This window comes from Methylomagnum ishizawai (assembly GCF_900155475.1).
Lineage (GTDB): Bacteria > Pseudomonadota > Gammaproteobacteria > Methylococcales > Methylococcaceae > Methylomagnum > Methylomagnum ishizawai_A.
Genome location: NZ_FXAM01000001.1, coordinates 1073705 through 1087668, shown reverse-complemented (window position 1 = coordinate 1087668; position 13964 = coordinate 1073705). Strand labels below are relative to the sequence as shown.

Annotated in this window: 8 protein-coding genes; 4 read left to right on the top strand and 4 right to left on the bottom strand. The window is 63.6% G+C overall.

Annotated elements, in window-relative coordinates; genetic code table 11:
• Positions 1–20: 20 nt before the first annotated feature.
• The gene (locus B9N93_RS04870) at positions 21–389 is read right to left on the bottom strand and encodes a Rieske (2Fe-2S) protein (protein WP_085211405.1); all 369 of its coding nucleotides are present in this window, start codon (positions 387–389) and stop codon (positions 21–23) included.
• 225 nt (positions 390–614) lie between these two features.
• Entirely contained in the window at positions 615–2345 is a 1731-nt protein-coding gene (locus B9N93_RS04865; RefSeq protein WP_085211403.1) for a CAP domain-containing protein, read from the bottom strand.
• Between the two features lie 781 nt (positions 2346–3126).
• Here B9N93_RS04865 and B9N93_RS25935 point away from each other — a divergent pair.
• Both B9N93_RS25935 and B9N93_RS04855 read left to right on the top strand, forming a co-directional pair.
• Positions 3127–6369 (top strand): methyl-accepting chemotaxis protein, encoded by a 3243-nt coding sequence (locus B9N93_RS25935; protein ID WP_125468842.1) that lies wholly within the window; start codon positions 3127–3129, stop codon positions 6367–6369.
• A 15-nt stretch (positions 6370–6384) separates the two neighbouring features.
• Positions 6385–7206 (top strand): CheR family methyltransferase, encoded by an 822-nt coding sequence (locus B9N93_RS04855; RefSeq protein WP_085211402.1) that lies wholly within the window; start codon positions 6385–6387, stop codon positions 7204–7206.
• Between the two features lie 85 nt (positions 7207–7291).
• Here B9N93_RS04855 and B9N93_RS04850 read toward each other — a convergent pair whose 3' ends face one another.
• Positions 7292–9529 (bottom strand): heavy metal translocating P-type ATPase, encoded by a 2238-nt coding sequence (locus B9N93_RS04850; RefSeq protein WP_085211400.1) that lies wholly within the window; start codon positions 9527–9529, stop codon positions 7292–7294.
• A 185-nt stretch (positions 9530–9714) separates the two neighbouring features.
• Here B9N93_RS04850 and B9N93_RS04845 point away from each other — a divergent pair, with 185 nt between their 5' ends.
• Together B9N93_RS04845 and B9N93_RS04840 are read left to right on the top strand one after the other, a co-directional pair.
• Entirely contained in the window at positions 9715–10284 is a 570-nt protein-coding gene (locus B9N93_RS04845; RefSeq protein WP_085211399.1) for a glutathione peroxidase, read from the top strand.
• A gap of 339 nt (positions 10285–10623) precedes the next feature.
• Positions 10624–12747 (top strand): hypothetical protein, encoded by a 2124-nt coding sequence (locus B9N93_RS04840; RefSeq protein ID WP_085211397.1) that lies wholly within the window; start codon positions 10624–10626, stop codon positions 12745–12747.
• A 95-nt stretch (positions 12748–12842) separates the two neighbouring features.
• Here B9N93_RS04840 and B9N93_RS04835 read toward each other — a convergent pair whose 3' ends face one another.
• Positions 12843–13940: a DM9 repeat-containing protein gene (locus B9N93_RS04835; RefSeq protein ID WP_176225127.1), complete on the bottom strand. Its 1098-nt coding sequence runs from the start codon at positions 13938–13940 to the stop codon at positions 12843–12845.
• Between the last annotated feature and the right edge of the window lie 24 nt (positions 13941–13964).

Genomic DNA, 13964 nt, shown 5'->3' with positions numbered 1-13964 from the left:
GAAATCGCCTTTATTAATCGCTAATCCTCCAACTCCACCCCGGTCACGCAGACATCGCCATCGTCGATCACCAATTCGACCGGGGTCAGGTATTTCCCCTGGCAGGGACCGATGAAGCATTTGCCGGTATCCAGGTCGAACTGGGCATGGTGCCTGCCGCAATTCAGGAAATTCCCCTCCTCGTCCATGAACTGCCCCGGCGTGGTATCCAAGCGCTGGCCGGTATGCGGGCAGGCGTTCTCGAAGCCGAAAAAGTTGTTGCCCTTGCGGGTGATCAAGATCGGCCAGGGTTTCACCTCGCCGTTTTCGTAGCGGCGCGACAGCCAGTAGCCGTGGCCTTGTTCCTCCTCGATTTCTATGGTGCGGCAGATCGCGAATAGCTCGTTCATGGAATGTCCTCGATGATGGGATGGTGGAATGGCTGTCGAGCAAGTTCGGTGCCGTGGACCCCGGCCCGGCAAAGGCCGTCGGATCGGGGGCCGGACCCTGGGAACGGGCGCGACAGGCTTGTCGGCAAGCCGACAGGCGATGTCGTGAATTCTCCGTGTGTCGGGTGGAACCGGGCGCGGCGGGCCGGGGTGGATCGCGCCGGGGCCATCCACCCCACAACCGGGTCAGGGCGCGACCTGGATCAAGAAGCCCGGTCCCCATTCCAAGGGATAGGCACCGAAAGCGGTCGCCTGGAGTTGCAATAGGTATTGGCCGCTGGCCGTCGGGGTATAGACCAGGCTGGAAATCTTCCCCTGGTCGGTCGTGGTCTGCCCGGTGAGTTCGGCGGTGTTGCCCAGGCGGATATTGTCCAACTGCCAGCCGATGCCCACGCCGGTCTGTGGGTAATAGGAACCGCCCTTGAAGGCATAGGCGAACCGTAGCCGCACCGTCCGCCCGGCGTAGGCTTGCAAGGACACTTGGCGGGCCACATAGCCGGATTCGCCCGCGCCGCCGGTGCCTGTTTGTTCATATTCGGTCTGCCAGCTCTTGCCCCCGTCCGACGATACCTGCACCTGCGCCGCCTGCGTGCCGGTCGCCCAACCCAGGCGGCTATCGAAGCGCAGGGCCGCCTGGGCATCCTTGACATAGAAATCATGGTCCCAAGTCAGGCTCTGGGTGCGGGGCGGGGTGGGATGGGCCAGATGGAAAGCGTATTGGCCAGTGGCGGGCGCGGCGACCACCACCGCATAGGCGGCGGTGTCGGCATCGACCACGAAACCGGCGGTGCTGTTGGATTCCGCGCCCGCCACCGTGGTGAAAGCCTGGAGGCTACCGACCCGCAGCCGGTAACCGTCGGCCCTGGACACCGGGGTGAAGCCATAGGTTTCCGCCTGGTTGAGCGCGGGCTGGGCGTTGCCGCTGAGGACCGGCGTCACGCTGGCGGCGGTCTTGACCTGGGGGTCGAACGCCTTGACATCGTAGACGAAACTCTGAGCCACGCCGCCGACCAGCACATTCGTCACCGACACCCGGAACACCTGGTCGGCGGCGGTCGGGACGATGGCGGTGCCAAGCCGGAAGGACAGGGTGTTTTCGCCATAGCCATTGCCGGGATGGGAGACCGTGACGGGAATGGCGGTCCCACCCCGGCTCACCGCCACCCCGGCTTGGCTGAAATCGGCCTTGGGATAGGAAATCGACCAATCGGGATAGATCAGGCCGTAGGGCACATAGCCCTTGGGTGGCCAGGCCACGAAACCATCGCGGGTGGTGGGCCGGGCGTCGCCGCCGTGGCCGTCGAACACCCAGAGCGCCGAGGCTTGTTTATAGGCGGGCTTCGACGCATCGGCCACGCTGCCCTGGCCCATGTTCTTGGTCTGCGGATAGAACACCCAACGCCGGTGGCCGAGCGAGGCCGTGCCGGCGTCGTTCATGTACATATCTATCGAAGCGGCTCCGGCATTGCCCGCCGCCAGATTGGAACTCCCCGCCGCCGTGGCGCCATCCACCGTATAGCAGGTCCAACTCGCGGGCGGGTAATGGTTGAGCGTCTGGTTCGCCAGCATCATCAGGGCCGCTTGCTGGGCCTTGGCGTTGTAATCGGCCAGGAAGGTGACGGCGGCGGGCACCCCGGCCATGGCCCGGAAATAATTGACGCGGGTCAGCCCGGCTTTGAGGTAGTCGGTGGACACCTTGCCCGGCTTGCAGCCCGCCAGCTGGCCGGTCCAGCCCATGGCGACGCCCTCGGAGGCAGCGTACACGGCGTTGTAGAAATTGCGGGCATCCTCGCGGTTCTTGGGGATGTTGACGGCGAAACCGCCGGTCCGGCCCGCCTCGGCCCCCCCGGCCTGGACGGCGAGGATCAGGGCGATGGACAAGGACCGTAGGCGATGGGAGGGGTAGAAGCTTGGCATGGGGATGTTCCTGGAATTGGACGTTCTGGCGAAACCGGATGGAAAGCGTAGCAACTCCCCGCCGTGCCAATCAGTGAACCATCGCCGATTTCCGCAGCGTCCCCGGCGGAATCCGCAAGCCCGCTCAACCGCCGGGCACCCACCACACCCCGGCCTGCGGTCGTCGGCCTCCAGGATGGGAATGAAACTGAGGATTTCTCCTAAAGAAACCCCCCAGTCCACCGCGCCACAAAACCCATTATGGGTGATATGAACCGAATCTATCGCGTCATCTAGGCACGAAACCCGCCCCAAGCTTTCTCTGCACTCTCATATCCCTAAAAATCAGCACCCGAAGCAAGCTTCGCGCCTAAATCTGCCCCTAAAATGGGTAATATTCACCATGGAATTTATGTCAAACTGATCTAGCTTTAGGAGACGCTACGATTTGCGTATCGAAATCGTCACAGTCAAGGGATTTACCGTCTCAAACGTATTTCTGAGGTTCTCTTTCACACCGGGCCGGGCCGGCCGCCATGGCCCTGGCACCGACCTACTCCGCCAACCGTTCGGCGGCGAGGCCGACGATGGGTTCCGATACCGGATTCGCGGCGAGCGGACCACGCCAGACCCCCGGTCCGCCGCGCCATCGCCGACCACCACACCCGGCCCCCCATGCCCGAAACCCATGGCGTAAAGCCTGCCCGGCGGGCAGGGCCGATCCGACCACCCACTTTAGGAACAAGGCTTCATCCACTGATCCATAGCCGCCGGGGCGGCATTTTATCCACAGGAGGTTGTTATGACTTTTTGGTTGTTGAACGGTCTCTGGAACGGCGAAGGCGGGCGCCTTCGACTCGCCATGCACCACACCCACACCGCGATGGTGATCCTGGACGCGGAATTCGCCGTGGCCGACGTCAACACCGCCGCCAAGGCGCTGCTCGGGCGTTATGCCGAAGATATCCGCGCGCTGAACCCGGATTTCAGCCCCGACACCCTGCCGGGCAGCCGGATCGACCGCTGGCCCGGCATCGATCCCGCCCTGCCCAAGCGCCTGCGGGACAGCGAATCCGGCCTCAGTGGCTTCGTCGCCGTGGGCAAACAACGCTTCCACATCACCGCCATTCCGCTCGCGACCCGCCCCGGCAAGATCACGGGCTACGCCATCGAATTCTGGTACGCGACCGACCATCTCGAAACCGAGCGCATCGGCGAAATCATGCGGCAAATCCTGGCCGGCACCGAATACGCCATCATGACCTGCGACGAGCATTTCAACATCACCTACGCCAACCCGGCGGTGCTGCGGATTTTCGAGGACAACCTCGAAGCCTTCGAGAAGCTGTTCCCCGGCGTCGATCCACGCCGCTTGGTCGGACTCTCCATCGACACCTTCCACCAACACCCGCGGCATCAGCGCCAATTGCTGTCCGATCCGCGCAACCGCTCGCTCTCGACCACCATGCAACTGGCCGACCATACCTTCCGGTTGACCACCTTTCCCTTGGTCCACAAGGATGGCCGTCCCAACGGGTTCGCGGTGCAATGGGACAATATCACCGACCAGGTCCGGGGTCAGGCCGAGATCGAGCGCCTGGTGGAACAAGCCGTGGCCGGGAACCTGGCCCAAAGGGTGGATATCGAGCGGGTCGGCGGCGGCTTCAAACAATTCGGCGAGAACATCAACCGGGTGCTGGACGCCGTGGTCGGGCCGCTGCATGTGGCCGCCAGCTATATCCAGCGCATCGCCCAGGGCGATATCCCGCCCGCCATCGCCGACCCCTACCAGGGCGATTTCGACACCATCAAGCACAACCTCAATACCTTGATCGGCACCCTCAACGACTTCGAGGCGGCACAGCGCAAGATTTGGGACGAACACAAGGCGGGAGCCATCGACTACATCATCCCCGCCGAACGGTTCAACGGCGTGTACGCCCGCATCGCCGGGAGCATCAACGAATTGGTGGCCTCGCACATCGCGGTGAAGATGCGGGTGGTGGAGGTCGTCAAGCAATACGCCGAGGGCGATTTTTCCCAGGACATGGACCGCCTGCCCGGCAAGAAGGGCCAGATCACCGCCGCCATCGACGGGGTGAAAGCCAACCTGCAAGCCATGCAGGCCGAGATCATGCGGCTGGTGGAAGCAGCCTTGCAGGGCAAGCTCGCCGCCCGCGCCGACGCCGCCAAGTTCAAGCACAGCTTCAAGGACATGGTGGAAGGCATCAACCAGACCCTGGACGCCGTCATCGGTCCCCTGAATGTCGCGGCGGACTATGTGGACCGCATCGCCAAGGGCGATATCCCGCCCAAGATCGCCGACAACTACCAGGGCGACTTCAACGTCCTCAAGCACAACCTCAACACCCTGGTCGGCACGCTCAACGATTTCGAGACCGCGCAGCGGAAAATCTGGGACGAACATGCCGCCGGGGCCATCGACTACGCCATCCCCGCCGAACGGTTCAACGGCGTGTACGCCCGCATCGCCGGAAGCATCAACGAACTGGTGGCCTCGCACATCGCGGTGAAGATGCGGGTGGTGGAGGTCGTCAAGCAATACGCCGAGGGCGATTTCTCCCAGGACATGGACCGCCTGCCCGGCAAGAAGGGCCAGATCACCGCCGCCATCGACGGGGTGAAAGCCAACCTACAAGCCATGCAGGCCGAGATCATGCGGCTGGTGGAAGCGGCCTTGCAGGGCAAGCTCGCCGCCCGCGCCGACGCCGCCAAGTTCAAGCACAGCTTCAAGGACATGGTGGAAGGCATCAACCAGACCCTGGACGCCGTCATCGGTCCCCTGAACGTTGCAGCAAACTATGTGGACCGCATCGCCAAGGGCGATATCCCGCCCAAGATCGCCGACAACTACCAGGGCGATTTCAACGTCCTCAAGCACAACCTCAACCTCGCCATCGACAACGTCAACGCCTTGATCGCCGACGCCGACATGCTGTCCAAGGCGGCGCTGGAAGGCCGCTTGGAAACCCGCGCCGACGCCGCCAAGCACCAGGGTGGTTATCGCCGCATCGTCGAGGGGGTGAACCAAACCCTGGATTCGGTGATCGGGCCGGTGAACGAGGTCATGCGGCTGTTGACCTTGATCGAGCGCGGCGACTTGACCGAAAAGATCGACGAAACCTACCAAGGCAAGCTGCGCCAACTGCGGGACTCGGTCAACAACACCGTGGATAAGCTGTCGGGGATCATCGCCGAAGTGCGCCAGGCCTCCGACGCCCTGGTCAGCGCCACCGAACAAGTCAACGCCACCGCCCAAGCCTTCAGCCAAGCCACCACCGAGCAATCCGCCAGCGTCGAGGAAACCGGCGCTTCGGTCGAGCAGATGGCGGTGTCGATCCGCCAGAACGCCGACAACGCCCATGCCACCGAGAACATCGCCAACGAATCGGCCAAGGAAGCCAGCGAAGGCGGCGACGCGGTGCTGCTGACGGTGCAGGCCATGAAACTGATCGCCTCCAAAATCGGCATCGTCGACGACATCGCCTACCAAACCAACCTCCTGGCCTTGAACGCCGCCATCGAAGCCGCCCGCGCCGGAGAACACGGCAAGGGCTTCGCGGTGGTGGCGGCGGAAGTCCGCAAGCTGGCCGAGCGCAGCCAGGTCGCCGCCCTGGAAATCAGCCAGCTCGCCACCGACAGCGTGGAGCGGGCCGAACTGGCCGGACGCCTGCTGGCGCGGATGGTGCCCGCCATCGGCAAGACTTCCGATCTGGTGCAGGAAATCGCGGCGGCTTCCCGCGAACAATCCAGCGGGGTGGAGCAAATCAATCTGGCGATGAACCAGTTGCGCAAAGTGACCCAGCAAAACGCCTCTTCCGGCGAGGAATTGGCCTCCACCGCCCAGGACATGAGCAACCAAGCCGAGCAGCTGGGCCGGCTCATGGGTTTCTTCCGGGTCGGGAACGATACCGGAATGGCCATGGACCGCTTGGTGCCCCGCGCCGGGCCGCCCCCAAAAACCAAGCCCCGCGGGCACGCGGCGGAAAGCCCGGTCAACGAACGCGAATATATCCGGTTTTGATGGGAGGACCGCGCCATGAATCCAGCGAACACCGCATACGCTTACGACGAGATCGACGATCAGGAATTCGCCAGCCTCGGCCGCTTGATGCGCCACCGGATGGGACTCGATTTATCCCCGGCCCGGAAATATCTGGTCACGGGACGGCTGGCCAACCGCCTGCGGACCTTGAACCTGAGCGGTTACAAGGATTATCTCGACCTCTTGGAAACGGGTTGCGATGAAATGCAGGCGGCCATCGATCTGCTATGCACCAATGAAACCTGGTTCTTCCGCGAACCCGAGCATTTCGCCTTCCTGCGCGACCACCTCCTGGCCGGGAGCGCCCGCACCACCCCGCCGCGCATCTGGAGCGCCGCCTGTTCCTCGGGCGAGGAACCCTATAGCATCGCCATGACCCTGGCCGAGCGCTATCCCGACACCTATTGGGAAGTGCTGGCCTCGGACATCAGCACCAAGGTGCTGAACATCGCCAAACGCGGGATTTATCCCCTGAGCCGCGGCGAAAACATCCCCTTCCCCTTGCTGCTGGAACATTGCCGCAAGGGCATCGGCTCCTGCCAAGGCACGCTCTCGCTCGCGCCCCAGTTGCGCGAGCGGGTCCGTTTCCTGCACATCAACCTGAACGAGCCTTTGCCGGAACTGGGCAGCTTCGATCTGATCTTCCTGCGCAATGTGATGATTTATTTCGACGCGCCCACCAAGCGGCAGGTCTTGCAACGGGTGATCGAGCGCTTGCGGCCTGGCGGCTATCTGTTCGTGGGCCATTCGGAGGTGTTGCACGGTTTGACCAGCGCGGTGAGGCCGGTGCGGCCTGCGATTTATCGCAAGCCCTAAACGGCCCGGCCCGGCTGAACCCAAAGGCCGGGAACGGGACTCCAGGGCTGGCGTTCCCCAACCGGGTTGGGGAACCCGCGCGGTCCTACTTCCCCGCCAAACGCAGCCGGTTGGCGTTGGTCACCACCGTCACCGAGGACATCGCCATGGCCGCGCCCGCGATCATCGGATTCAGCAGGATGCCGAACATGGGATACAGCAAGCCCGCCGCCACCGGAATCGCCAAGCTGTTATAGAGGAAGGCGCCCAACAGGTTCTGCTTGATATTGCGCACCGTGGCCTGGGACAGTTCCATCGCCTCCGCCACCTTGACCAGGGAACCGCCCATGATGACCACGTCGGCGCTCTCGATGGCGATGTCGGTGCCGGTGCCAATGGCGAAACCGACATGGGACTGGGCCAGCGCGGGCGCGTCGTTGATGCCATCGCCCACCATGCCCACGGCTTCTCCCTGGTCCTGCAAGGTCTTGACCACCTTGGCCTTGTCCTGTGGCAAGACCTGTGCCCGCACCTCCGCGATCCCGGCCTGGGCGGCGATGGCCTTGGCGGTGATCTCGTTGTCGCCCGTGACCATCAAGACCCGGATACCGGCGGCGCGGAGCCGCGCCACCGCGTCCTTGGAATCGGCCTTGATCGGATCGGCCACCGAAATCAACCCCGCCACCACCCGGTTCACCGCCAGGAACACCGGGGTCTGGCCTTGCCCGGCCAGCGCTTGGAGTTGTTCGGCGAAGGGTCCGGTCTCGACCTGATGCTGCCGCATCAAAGCCGCGTTGCCCAAGAGGGCGGCGCTGCCTTCGATCATGCCCGACACGCCCTGCCCGACCACCGCCGCGAAGCCATTCACCGGCAAGGGTTCGACTCCGCGTGCCTGCGCCCCGGCCAGGACCGCCGCCGCCAAGGGATGCTCGGAACCGGCTTCCAGGCTGGCCGCCCATTGCAGCACGGTGTCCTCGGTCCAGCCTTCGGCGGCGGCGACAGTGGAGAGCTTGGGCCGGCCTTCGGTCACGGTGCCGGTCTTGTCCAGCACCACGCAGCTCAGCTTGCCCGCGCCTTGCAGGGCGTCGCCGTTGCGGATGAGGATGCCGGACTGGGCGGCGCGGCCCACCGCCACCATGACCGAAATCGGCGTCGCCAACCCCAAGGCACAAGGACAGGCGATAACCAGCACGGTCATGGCGGTGACGAAGGCATAGCCGAACGCGGGCGGCGGCCCCATGATCCACCACACCAGGAAAGTCACGAGGGCGATGGCCACCACCACCGGCACGAACACCGCCGCGACCTTATCCACCAGGCGGGCGATTTCCGGCTTGCTGGCCTGGGCGCGGCGCACGCTGGCGATGATCTGGGCCAGCACGGTGTCGCGACCGATGCGGGTGGCCTGGAACAGGAAGCTACCGGATTGGTTGAGCGTGCCGCAAACCACCTCGTCGCCGACGGTTTTCTCGACCGGCATGGGTTCGCCGGTCAGCATGGATTCGTCCACGCTGGAATGGCCCTCGACCAAGATGCCATCCACCGGGATTTTTTCGCCGGGCCGCACCCGCAGCACATCGGTCAGGCCGACATCGACGATGGGAATATCGAACTCCTGGCCTTCGCGCAGCACCCGCGCCGTGCGCGGTTGCAGGCCGATCAGGGCGCGGATGGCGGAGGAAGTCCGGCCCCGCGCCCGCATTTCCAGGGCACCGCCCAGGTTGATGAAAGCCAGGATGACCGCCGCCGCCTCGAAATAGGCATCGCGGGTCAGGATCGGTAAGCTATCGCCCGCCACGATGGCCACCGTGGAATAGAACCAAGCCGCGCCGGTGCCCAGGGCGATCAAGGTATCCATATTGGCTTGGCGATGCTCCCAGCTTTTCAGCGCCCCCTTATAGAAATGGCTGCCCGAGTACCACATGGTCCCCAACGTCAGCAGCGAAATCAGGAACCAGATGCCGCCGGTGCCGGGCGCGCCGAAGGTCGGCAGGCCACCGAAATGCGCCCCGCCCATCAGCAGCGCGCCCAGGAGCCCCGCCACCGCGGCCTTGTTGATGAGCGAGCGGTAGCGTTCCTGCTCCAGGGATTCCTGTTCGCTGGTATCTTCCAAGCCTTCCATGACCGCCGCGTCGAACCCGGCGTCCTGGATGGCTTTCCGCAAGATATCGGGCTCGACCCCGCCGCGCACCTGGGCGGAATGATCGGCGAAATTGACATCGGCGGCGGCGACGCCAGGGATATCGCGCAGGGCGGTTTCGACGGCCTGCACGCAACCGGCGCAGCGCATCCCAGCGATGGAAAGGCGGATGGATTTCTGTTCGGATTCGGCCAAGGCGGACATAGCATAGGCTCCGATGAATGGAATGGGGGAATTCGGGCCGGATTCCGGCCCCTAAAGCGGGTGGATCGTCCGGTCCCGAAACGGCTTACTATAACAAACCCGTACTCGGAACCGGCGCATCCACCGCGACCGGATAAAAGACCGGTTATGGCTCCATCCCCAGTGTTTTTCAACCGAGGTGTCCCATGCGCATCCGTTTTCCGCTGCTTTCCGTGCTGTTGGCCTGCGCCTTGGCGCTACCGGCCCAGGTCCGCGCCGCCGCCGACTGCCCGCCCTTGTTGGACTATACCGCCAAACCCCTGCGCGGCGGCGAACCCGTCCAGTTCTGCGAAGCTTATCGGGGCAAGGTGGTCCTGGCGGTCAACACCGCCAGCCAATGCGGCTTCACCCCGCAATTCAAGGGACTGGAAGCGCTGTACCAGAAATATAAAGACCGGGGCCTGGTGGTGCTGGGCTTCCCGTCCAACGACTTCTGGCAGGAATTCTCCGAGGCCGACAAGACCGCCGAGGTCTGCTATCTCAACTACGGCGTGACCTTCCCCATGTTCGCCAAAAGCCCGGTGAAGGGCGCGGACGCCAATCCCTTCTTCAAGCAACTGGCCGGGCAATCCGGCACCAGCCCCAAATGGAATTTCTTCAAATACCTGATCGATAGGAACGGCAAGGTGGTGGAAGCCTACGCTTCGACCACCACGCCGGACGACAAGGCTTTGGTGGGGAAGATTGAAGCTTTGCTGGGGGAGGCGGGGAAATAAAGCTTAGGATTTGGCTGGAATTAACTTCCAGGCATTCGCTGGCTCCCAAGCCCTGCTTGGGAATGAGCGCAAACCGGGAATTATTTGCGGCCCAATCCTTATCCCGTATAGCCTGGCTGGCGCATCACGCCGCGGGTGGACAACCACATTTTGGCGTTCGCCCCGTCCATCGATTCCGGGCGCTACGCAAAGCGGTTTCCGGCATTAATACCGGAAATTCCGTTAAACCGACAACAGATACATACCGGGCGCTGGGATAGGCTGATGCCAGGCACATCAGGGTCGGCCATGCCGTCCGGCCGGGTGTTCCCGCCACCCCATCGATCAGGAGGATTCCTTATGCGCCCGCACCCGAAACTCCCAGCCCGCCGCCACGCCGCCGTGCCGCTCATCGCGGCCCTCGTCTGTCCGTTCCCGGCGTTCGCTGCGAATCCCGACTACGCCTACCTCGATAGCCTCGCGCCCGGCTGGAGCGATTGGAGTTGGGGAACCACCTACACCAATGACACTGTGGTGAAAAAATCGGGAACGGCCTCGGCGCGGGTGGACATCGTCGACGCCTGGGCGGGCTTCAGCCTGAGCGAAACCCCGGCCACCACTCATCTTTCCGACTTATCCGCCGTCAGCTTCGATATCAATCCCGGTGCCGCCGGCAACATTCCGAAAGTGGCCGCGCTCGTGTTCTCGTTGCAAAACGGCGCTACGCCAGGCGCTCCCGTCGCGGTTGGTCCTTACGCCAGCCCGGCGCTCGCGGCCAATACCTGGTCCACGGTCAGCGTGCCCATCTCCACCCTGGCGGGCAAGCTGACCGCCATGAACCGCCTGAACCTGCAAGACGGGCTGGGGCAAGGCGGCGTGGTGTTCAATGTCGATAATATCGCGCTGGTGCCCGCCATCGCCGCCACCCCAGGCTGTGCCGCCTTGGCGGTGGACTCCGGCATCAACAACGCCGGGATCAGCCTCAACGGCTATCTGAACGACCGCTATATCTGGCACGACAGCGCCTGCAAACCCAGGAGCGTGGCCCTGGCCCGCAACGACACCAGCAAGGGCGGCAACGCCAAGCAATTCACCTACACCCTGCCGAACGGGACTACCCGCACGGTGAATCCCGGCGCGGGCAACGCGGGCGGTTTCGGCTACGTGGTTGCCCATCTGAGCAACCCCTCGTTCGCCAATTCTTACGGCAAGGACGATTCGCCGCTGGGTTCGGGTAACAGCGCCACCTACCAGAAGCTGTTCGCCGGCAGGCACCACGCCCTCCACGAATACACGCTCAACTATGTCCGCTACGGCCTGACCCAAGCCGCCTTGGACAACCATGCCATCGACCCCTGGACCTGGATCAAAGGCGCAACCGATCCCAACCGCCAGTATGTGACCGCCTACAACATGCCGGTCCGCATCCAATGGCTGTTCGCCACCGGACGGGACTACCCGGTCTGGACGGTGACTTTCGACCTTTCGCAAGCCCCCAACCATGCCATCGATTCGGACTTCCGGGCACCCTACGGCGATATGAAAGTGGAAGGTGGCAACGGCACCGACAATGTGGGCGGGGTGGGCTGGGGCGACCGCTATAAATTCGTGTCCAAGGGTAATCCCTTCACGATGAACAACGACTGGGACTATTCCAAGGTCAATCCCGGCGCACCCTATGATTTTCTCTGGACCTCGACCGTGGATGCCGAGATGGGGTTGGCCGGCACCCAGGTGATGGCTTTGCAGAACGCGGGTGGCTACAACAACTATCTGGCCCCGGTGTGGCGCGGCAAGACCAGCACGACCATGGGTCAAATCTGCCAGAACGACCAGGGGGCCGGTCCCGGCTACAACCACAAGCTGCCGTGCGACAGCGACTGGGCTTATCAACTCATCCAATATTCGTTATCGAACGCCTCGGAGGTCACCAGCGACAAGCGCTTGGCCTGGGGGGCGGACTGGGGTTCGCTGGGCAATAGCTCTTTCGTCAGCAGCAATGGCTATACCGTGAGCGGCTGGCCCAAGGTGAGCTATAGCGTCCATATCGTCCTGAACCCGCACTCCAAGAATCCGACCCAGAACATCGCCCTACAAGCCAAGACCGCACGCCTGACCGCCCTGACCGCCACGGTGGGATCGGTACGCACCCAGGGTATCGCGGGGATAGGCCGCAGCGACCTCAAGACCTACACCCCGGCGGGCTACAGCCCGGTCTACGGCACCTGGGAGGTCAATGCCGCCAACAACAACCTCGCCTTGTCGTTCGCGGTCGCGAGCACAGCACCGTCCACCCTGAACAACCCGATCCTGGTCGTCCACGGCTATACCGGACCCGCCACGCCCGCCCAGGTGTTGCTGGACGGCGTGCCGTTGGTGGCCGACAGCGATGTCTTCATCAGCGCCCGTCCCGCCAGCTCCGAACTCTGGATCACCCTCAACCGGAAATTAGCCGGAACGCATAGCTTCCAGCTCGTGAACTGACGCCCCGCCCACGGCGGATAGTCCGGGGCAGCGACGCGGAATCCGGGAACTGGCCGGAACCCCGCGCTGTCCCGGATTCCAATCTCTTCCCCGAGTTACTCGGTCAAGACCTCGTAATCCGGCACCACCACTTCCTTGCCGCTCCAGCCCAGATTGCAGCCCTTGAACTCGGGCCGCAGCTTGCCGGGATGCAGCCCGCCCTGATACCCGGCCCGGCACACGTACAAAGGCTGCTGGCCCGGCGCGGCCTCGGCCCCGGCCTTCACCGCGCCCTCGGGCACCGCGCCACCGCTGGCCGCCACCCAACGCGAGGCCGGGGCATAGCTATCGCCGATGCCCAGCTTGCCCAGGCGCACCACCGCCACGTCTTTGAGTTCCGGCAATTTCTGGTTGGGACCGACGAACTCCAGGATGCCGCTGGTGCGGGTGGTGCAATCACGGTCGAACAGTTCGTTGCGGGTATGGCCGTCGCCGCAGAAATGCTCGAATACCGAGAGTTTTTGTTCCATGAGTTGCCGGTAGCGCCAGTTGTCGCCGCCATCGACGCTGAGTTTGTCGTAGGTCGCGGTTTTGACGGCGGTGCGGGCGGCAGCGGGAAAGCCGGTGACGAAATCGCGCTCCGCCGTCGAGGCGAACGTCAGTCCCCAAGGCATGAAGGAGCCGGAAGCCTTGGCCGGATCGATAGCGGCCTGGGTCGCGAGCTTATCGAATAGTGTGAATAGATTGTCCCAGGTCGGCGCGTAGACCTGGGCATTCCAGTGGGTGGGCAAGACGCCATTGCTCACATCCGACACTCGCACCGTATCCGGGAAGCGGAACACGATGGCCACCATGTCCTGGTCGCGCTGATCCCGAATCACATCTTCAGCCTCGTAGCCGATATCCAGGTAGATATCCAACAGCGATTTGCCGTACACGCTTTCCGGCGTGGTGAAGAACACATAGGGTTTGGTGCCCAGGAGGGCACCGGAGGCGATGGCGTTGGCGGCGGTCAGGGTGTGGCGGCGCGGTGCGATGCGGACGAACACATCGCCCTGGCGGGCCAGGGCGGCGTAATCGATCTTGGGCGTGGCGGTGTCGCTGATTTTTTGCGCCGCCTGCAAGACGGCGGGCGAAGCGCCGGGACTGCTGTAGAGGATGGGGCGTTGATCGGCGCTGGCGTAGCAAGACGACAAGATTAATGCTGTAGCCATTAGGCATGCCATGGCTTTTTTATT

What these genes read in the sequence shown, in the direction of transcription:
- B9N93_RS04870 (WP_085211405.1), bottom strand. Translation starts at nt 389, where the DNA reads ATGAACGAGCTATTCGCGATCTGCCGCACCATAGAAATCGAGGAGGAA.
- B9N93_RS04865 (WP_085211403.1), bottom strand. Translation starts at nt 2,345, where the DNA reads ATGCCAAGCTTCTACCCCTCCCATCGCCTACGGTCCTTGTCCATCGCC.
- B9N93_RS25935 (WP_125468842.1), top strand. Translation starts at nt 3,127, where the DNA reads ATGACTTTTTGGTTGTTGAACGGTCTCTGGAACGGCGAAGGCGGGCGC.
- B9N93_RS04855 (WP_085211402.1), top strand. Translation starts at nt 6,385, where the DNA reads ATGAATCCAGCGAACACCGCATACGCTTACGACGAGATCGACGATCAG.
- B9N93_RS04850 (WP_085211400.1), bottom strand. Translation starts at nt 9,529, where the DNA reads ATGTCCGCCTTGGCCGAATCCGAACAGAAATCCATCCGCCTTTCCATC.
- B9N93_RS04845 (WP_085211399.1), top strand. Translation starts at nt 9,715, where the DNA reads ATGCGCATCCGTTTTCCGCTGCTTTCCGTGCTGTTGGCCTGCGCCTTG.
- B9N93_RS04840 (WP_085211397.1), top strand. Translation starts at nt 10,624, where the DNA reads ATGCGCCCGCACCCGAAACTCCCAGCCCGCCGCCACGCCGCCGTGCCG.
- B9N93_RS04835 (WP_176225127.1), bottom strand. Translation starts at nt 13,940, where the DNA reads ATGGCTACAGCATTAATCTTGTCGTCTTGCTACGCCAGCGCCGATCAA.